9 protein-coding genes are annotated in these 5679 nt (G+C 33.0%); all 9 read right to left on the bottom strand.

All coding sequences use genetic code 11. The annotated features are described in order from the left end of the window. Positions 1–460, bottom strand: a 460-nt coding sequence (locus ACJMLZ_RS07155) for a GTP-binding protein (protein ID WP_405304939.1), incomplete at its 3' end; no start/stop codon positions are given. Between the two features lie 40 nt (positions 461–500). Then, entirely contained in the window at positions 501–953 is a 453-nt protein-coding gene (ndk, locus tag ACJMLZ_RS07150) for a nucleoside-diphosphate kinase (RefSeq protein ID WP_296879813.1), read from the bottom strand. Then, entirely contained in the window at positions 950–1111 is a 162-nt protein-coding gene (locus tag ACJMLZ_RS07145) for a 50S ribosomal protein L24e (RefSeq protein ID WP_067042904.1), read from the bottom strand. Before ACJMLZ_RS07145 ends, ndk begins: the two co-directional genes overlap by 4 nt. Before the next feature lie 14 nt (positions 1112–1125). Beyond that, positions 1126–1332 carry a 30S ribosomal protein S28e gene (locus ACJMLZ_RS07140; RefSeq protein WP_116669816.1) on the bottom strand — a complete coding sequence of 69 codons (207 nt, stop codon included), beginning with the start codon at positions 1330–1332 and terminating at the stop codon, positions 1126–1128. A gap of 33 nt (positions 1333–1365) precedes the next feature. Continuing rightward, entirely contained in the window at positions 1366–1734 is a 369-nt protein-coding gene (gene rpl7ae, locus ACJMLZ_RS07135; protein ID WP_405304938.1) for a 50S ribosomal protein L7Ae, read from the bottom strand. A gap of 457 nt (positions 1735–2191) precedes the next feature. Next, positions 2192–2392: a histone family protein gene (locus tag ACJMLZ_RS07130; RefSeq protein ID WP_296802243.1), complete on the bottom strand. Its 201-nt coding sequence runs from the start codon at positions 2390–2392 to the stop codon at positions 2192–2194. A 257-nt stretch (positions 2393–2649) separates the two neighbouring features. Continuing rightward, positions 2650–3846, bottom strand: a complete 1197-nt coding sequence (gene thrC / locus ACJMLZ_RS07125; RefSeq protein ID WP_405304937.1) for a threonine synthase — start codon at positions 3844–3846, stop codon at positions 2650–2652. 48 nt (positions 3847–3894) lie between these two features. Then, positions 3895–4518 carry a stage II sporulation protein M gene (locus tag ACJMLZ_RS07120; RefSeq protein ID WP_405304936.1) on the bottom strand — a complete coding sequence of 208 codons (624 nt, stop codon included), beginning with the start codon at positions 4516–4518 and terminating at the stop codon, positions 3895–3897. Continuing rightward, positions 4518–5615 carry a tryptophan--tRNA ligase gene (locus ACJMLZ_RS07115; protein ID WP_405304935.1) on the bottom strand — a complete coding sequence of 366 codons (1098 nt, stop codon included), beginning with the start codon at positions 5613–5615 and terminating at the stop codon, positions 4518–4520. The genes ACJMLZ_RS07120 and ACJMLZ_RS07115 overlap by 1 nt, the downstream gene beginning before the upstream one ends. Between the last annotated feature and the right edge of the window lie 64 nt (positions 5616–5679).

Raw genomic sequence — 5679 nt, 5'->3', positions numbered from 1 at the left:
CCTGTTGTGAAAAAGTTTCCTTAAAAGAAGCGCCTTCATGTGTTTCCCAACCAAAAATCATGTCGATTTTGTTTGCAACAACAATGAAAGGAGTTTTGTACATTTTCAAAATGTTGAATGCTTCATATGTTTGTGGTTTGAATCCATCATTAATATCCACAATCAAGACTGCTAAATCTGCTAATGCACCACCACGTTTTCTTAAACTGGTGAATGCAGCGTGACCTGGAGTATCAATAAAAAATAAACCAGGGATTAAATCTTTAATTGTTAATTTGGAAATAAAATTACCACAAATTTCTTCAATAGTATCATTTGGAATTTCAGTAGCACCAATATGTTGAGTAATACCACCTGCTTCTTTATCAACAATGGTACTGCCTCTAATGTAATCTAATAATGTTGTTTTACCATGGTCTACATGACCTAAAACGGATACGATTGGGGATCTGATTTTCATAGTATCTTTTTCTTAATAACAAATTTTTAAAATCTTAAATTTATTCATAAATTAAATCATTGTCGACGATTTTGTAATCGCAAATTTCATCTTCATTAAAGAAAAGAGCAATTTCTCTTTCAGCAGATTCAGGAGCATCGGATGCGTGAATAATGTTTCTACCAGTATCCATACCGAAATCTCCTCTAATTGTTCCAAGATCAGCTTCTAAAGGATTAGTTGCACCAACAATTTTTCTAATAGTAGTAATAGCTTCTTCTCCTTCAATGACCATTGCTAAAGATGGTGAAGAAGTAATATACTCAACTAAACTTGGGAAAAATGGTTTTTCAGCATGTTCTCCATAATGAGTTTTTGCTAAATCTTCATCGATTTGAATTAATTTAACAGCTACAATTTGAAGACCTTTGTCTTCAAAACGGGACAATATTTTACCCATAAGACGTCTTTGTACAGCGTCCGGTTTCATCATTACAAAACTTTTTTGAATCATTCTTTAACCCATTTAACTTTTCTTGAAACTCTTCCGAGCTTAATCATATTTTTTTCACATTTGCTGCTACAAAAGAAATAAATTGAACCGTCTCTTTTGACGTACATCTTTCCAGTACCTTCTTCTATTTCCTTTTTACAGAATGAACAAGTTCTCATGTTCTTACACCTTCTTATGGAGTCTTAATTTCTTTAGCTTCTCTGATTGTATCAAGTAACATTAAAATGTCACCTTCTCTTACAGGACCCATAATGTTTCTTGTTAAAATTCTTCCTTTATCTCTACCATCGAGGATTCTGCATTTAATTTGCATTACCTCACCAGTCATACCAGTTCTTTTTAAAACTTCAATGACTTCAGCAGGGGTTCCTTCTTCCATGTAAATCACCGTAAATCTATTAAAAGAATTTATCTATTCTTTTAATTCAGCAACTTTTTCTACAATTTCAGAAACAGCAGCTTCAGCATCACCAGCATCTACAATACATGCAGAAGCAGTACCGACAGTTAAACCTGCAGCTCCACCAACTTGTTCTTTGGTAGGTAAGTAGACGTATGGAATTTCTTTTTCATCAGCGAGAACAGGAATGTGAGCAACGATTTCAGCAGGATCAACATCTTCTGCGATAACAACTAATTTTGCATCTCCTCTTTCGATGAATTTAGTTACTTCGTTAGTACCTTTTGCTACTTTACCGGTAGCTTGTGCGGTTTCTAATGCTTCTTCAACTTGTTTAGCTAATTCTTCAGGTGTGTCAAATTTTACATAAATGTTTGCCATAAAATATACCTCCTTTTTCATCTGGCTATGCCATCCATCGGCAGATATTATAATTCTTTTTGAATCATAATATAATGTAATTATATATAGTTATATTATTTTTTAACTATAGAAATTACTCAAATTATTCAATAGATGAATAATTTAATATAGTTTTTAATAATACTAATTCTTGAATAATTCATATATCACTAAATATAATCCCATAATAAAAAAACAAGAGGGATTAGACTTTCAATACAAATACTTCTGAATTTCATATAATTTTTAGCAAAACTAAAAATAAAAATTTAGTAATTAATGAAATAATTCTAGAGAACTAGACAATATTAAATTGGTTTGCATAGTATATAAAGGTTTGTAAAAATAGGTTAAAATAATTAAAATTATTAAAAAAAATAGTTAAAAAGTGTAAAAGAGATAGTAATTAAATTACTATCTGGAATAATTAACAAATCTATTTGATTGCTAATTTTACATCTTCAGCTTTTACAGTTTTTCTACCTGCGTGACGAGCAAAGCCTACAGCTTTTGCAGCGATTTCGTTTCCGTAATCTTCAATAGCTTCGGTTAATGCAATTTTTGCATCATCACTTACTCTTTGTGCACCAGCATTTTTAAGTACTCTTCCTACAGGAGCAATTGGTAATTCACTCATAATTTACACCTCATTTATTTGATAATAATAGTTTTAATTTGCTTATATATAAATATATTGGTTTATTAGTTTTAATTTTGAAAGATTTCATCATTACTAACTACATAAAAATAACCTAAAAATTGACAGTATTGTATCGGAAAATGTTTTTCATATAATACTTTAATAAAGAAAAGTGTTAATTAAATTTGAAAAAATAAGAAATAAAAAGCAAAAAATCGAATAAAAAAAATAAAATATGATTTATTAAAATAAATCTATTTGTTCATAAGTATTTTTCTTAAAGTGTCAATGTCCGCATCCACTTCAGTAGGTTGTGTACATGCTTCAATTGCAGTATTAGGATCTTTAAGCAAGTGTCCAGTAACGACACAGGTTATTGTTTCCCCTTTATCTACAACACCTTCATCGACAAGTTTTTTAAGACCTGCAATAGAAGCCGCTGAAGCCGGTTCAACACCAATGCCCTCTGTTCTTGCAAGCAATTTTTGAGCGTCCAATATTTCTTCGTCAGTTACTGTTTCTGAATAACCGTTTGAATCATAAATTGCATTTAATGCTTTAATATCACTTACTGGAGCACCAATACGGATTGCAGTAGCTATTGTTTCAGGATTTTCAACAGGGACTACCCTTTTATCTCCTTTTTTGAATGCATTAGTAACAGGACATGCACCTTCTGCCTGAATACCTGTCATCATTGGAAGGTCTTTAATGAATCCTGCATCATAAAACTCTTTTACACCTTTCCAGATAGCTGAGATATTTCCTGCATTTCCCACAGGTAAAATTATCCTGTCAGGAGCCTGCCAACCCAAATCCCTTACAATTTCATACCCTATAGTCTTTTGACCTTCCAGCCTATATGGGTTGATTGAGTTTAATAAATAAAGATGTTTTTCTAAAGCAAGAGCGGTCATGGCTTCAAGTGCTTCATCAAAGTTTCCATTTATGGACATTACTTCAGCACCATGGAACATTGCCTGGGCCAATTTACCTAAAGCAACTTTTCCTGAAGGTAAAAATACAATACAGCGCAAACCTGCTCTGGCCGCATATGCTGAAAGTGATGCGGATGTATTGCCTGTTGAAGCACAGCCGACTGTACTTACGCCCAGTTCCATAGCTTTGGTCATACCTACAGTCATTCCCCTATCCTTGAAACTTCCGGTTGGATTGGAGCCTTCCACTTTAACATATAAGTTTACACCAAGCTCTTCTCCTAACTTATCACATTTGCAAAATGGGGTTCCGCCCTCATCAAGGGAAACAATTTTGGATTCATCTACGGGAATGCATTCCTTAAACTTCCACAAATTGTCTTTTCTTCCATCAAAAATATCTTTAGAAACATTAATTTCATTAACGAGTTCAAGTACAGATCCACATTTTTCACAGGTGTAGATTACTTCGTCATCATCATATTCTTCGCCACATGAAACACATCTTATCATAAAAAATCACATTTATATTTTTTAATCTTGTATTATATAAAATTTAACTTAAATAGAAAGCAAAAACCTTCCGATTGGCACTGTTAAATAAACTTCAATTATTGCTGCTATAAACATCAGAACAGAAGAAATGGCCAACAATATAAATGCATGCAATAATCTATTGAAGTTCTCATCGTATGAAAATACCATCCTATCAACAAATCCCATGCCATTTTGACTTAAAAATGTTTTAAGCGCCCCATATGCAAAGCTGAACAGGACAAAACCTGATGCGCAGCCCAAAATACATGATGAGAACTCAAAAATTCCATGAGGAATAATCAATACCAACGATTGGGTCAAGTTTGGTGTTGTGGCCACATAATACCCTACAAAGAATCCGTTAAATGCTAAAATCAAAGCGGAAAAGCAGAAAAACAGTCCTCCAATAAACATTTCAAGCACAATTCTTATGTTATTGAAAAATATATCATTGAATGTTAACTGTAAAACACCGCTTTGAACCTTATTGGTCAAATCTTCAACAACAGGATTAAAATAACTGAATAAGTAAGGCTCAAATACATATCCCAATATTAAAGGAATAAAAAGAATAAGAACAGAAGCAATAATAGGAAATTTATTTTCTGTAAATGCTAATTTTACTTCTTTTTTAATTAAATCAATCATTATATCAAAGTTTTTGCAATTTCGCGAGCTTCAACTTGCTTTTCTTTTAAATCTTCCATGAATTCTTCCATTAACTCCGCTGTTTTTACTTTACAGTCCCCACAGCGCAATGTGCCGTTCAAACAGTCCTGTCGTATTTTTTCAAGCTCGTCATCATCATCAATGAAATGATACAATAACATCTCATAGATAACGCATTTGTCAACTTCTCCACCAAGTTCCTGCTGTTCCTTCAGGCTTTCCCTTCCACCGGTTTTAGCTGATTTGACCTTTTTGACTGCATCTTTAGTTTCATCATTAAGATAAATTGCAGTATTCGGTTTGGAACTGCTCATCTTATCCCCTGTCAAACCGGTTAAAAATCTATGATAAGTGGAAGCCGGAGATAAAAATCCCAAATCCTCATTTAATTTATGGGCAATGTCCCTAGTTAATCTGATATGTGGATCCTGGTCTATACCAACAGGCACAACTACTTTCTTCGGACCTCCAAACTCTTCAATTTGCGGAAGCAAAATATCCGCAACCTGGACCAATGGTGCCTGAACGTGAGCAATATTGGTTGATGGAGTGAACCCATAAATTGCCTTAAGTTGGCTGAAATTAGTTTTGCTTGAAGCCTTAAAAGCCAAATCCTGCAATAGCTTATTTTGAGATTGAAGATACACATTCACATTATCTTTTTCCAAATCAAGCCCCAATGCAATCCAGTTAGTCAAATATTCATTAACGGCAATTTCACGACCTTTTTCAAAACTCATGCCTCTGGCGGCATATGATTCCAAATCTGCTATTGGAAGTGATAACATTGCACCTTTTTCCTGATACCATTTTAATTGGTCAACAACCATTTTATGACCAATATGCATTTGTCCACTTGGCATCATACCAGTTACAACAGCAAATTCCTTATTTTGATTGATTAATTTATTTATTTCATTAAATTCCCTATGTCCAAAGATTACACCACGTTTCATTAACCTTTGAGGATTTTTAATATCATTTAGTATTTCAGAAATTTTGCCAATACCAAACTGATTGACCAATTTATCATAATCTAAGCTAAATGATGCCCATGGATCTATTAACTCTGCCATATTTTCACCAACAACACTTTTAAATTAAATTCATGATTAAAATTATTTACTCAATTAATAAAAC

This window comes from Methanobrevibacter sp. (genome assembly GCF_045126245.1).
Lineage (GTDB): Archaea > Methanobacteriota > Methanobacteria > Methanobacteriales > Methanobacteriaceae > Methanocatella.
Note: the sequence above shows the minus strand (reverse complement) of the source record. Positions and strands in the feature narration are given on the sequence as shown.

Bases quoted from the DNA above. Each gene is read 5' to 3' on its own strand.
- ndk (WP_296879813.1), bottom strand. From the start codon at position 953: ATGATTCAAAAAAGTTTTGTAATGATGAAACCGGACGCTGTACAAAGA.
- ACJMLZ_RS07145 (WP_067042904.1), bottom strand. From the start codon at position 1,111: ATGAGAACTTGTTCATTCTGTAAAAAGGAAATAGAAGAAGGTACTGGA.
- ACJMLZ_RS07140 (WP_116669816.1), bottom strand. From the start codon at position 1,332: ATGGAAGAAGGAACCCCTGCTGAAGTCATTGAAGTTTTAAAAAGAACT.
- rpl7ae (WP_405304938.1), bottom strand. From the start codon at position 1,734: ATGGCAAACATTTATGTAAAATTTGACACACCTGAAGAATTAGCTAAA.
- ACJMLZ_RS07130 (WP_296802243.1), bottom strand. From the start codon at position 2,392: ATGAGTGAATTACCAATTGCTCCTGTAGGAAGAGTACTTAAAAATGCT.
- thrC (WP_405304937.1), bottom strand. From the start codon at position 3,846: ATGATAAGATGTGTTTCATGTGGCGAAGAATATGATGATGACGAAGTA.
- ACJMLZ_RS07120 (WP_405304936.1), bottom strand. From the start codon at position 4,518: ATGATTGATTTAATTAAAAAAGAAGTAAAATTAGCATTTACAGAAAAT.
- ACJMLZ_RS07115 (WP_405304935.1), bottom strand. From the start codon at position 5,615: ATGGCAGAGTTAATAGATCCATGGGCATCATTTAGCTTAGATTATGAT.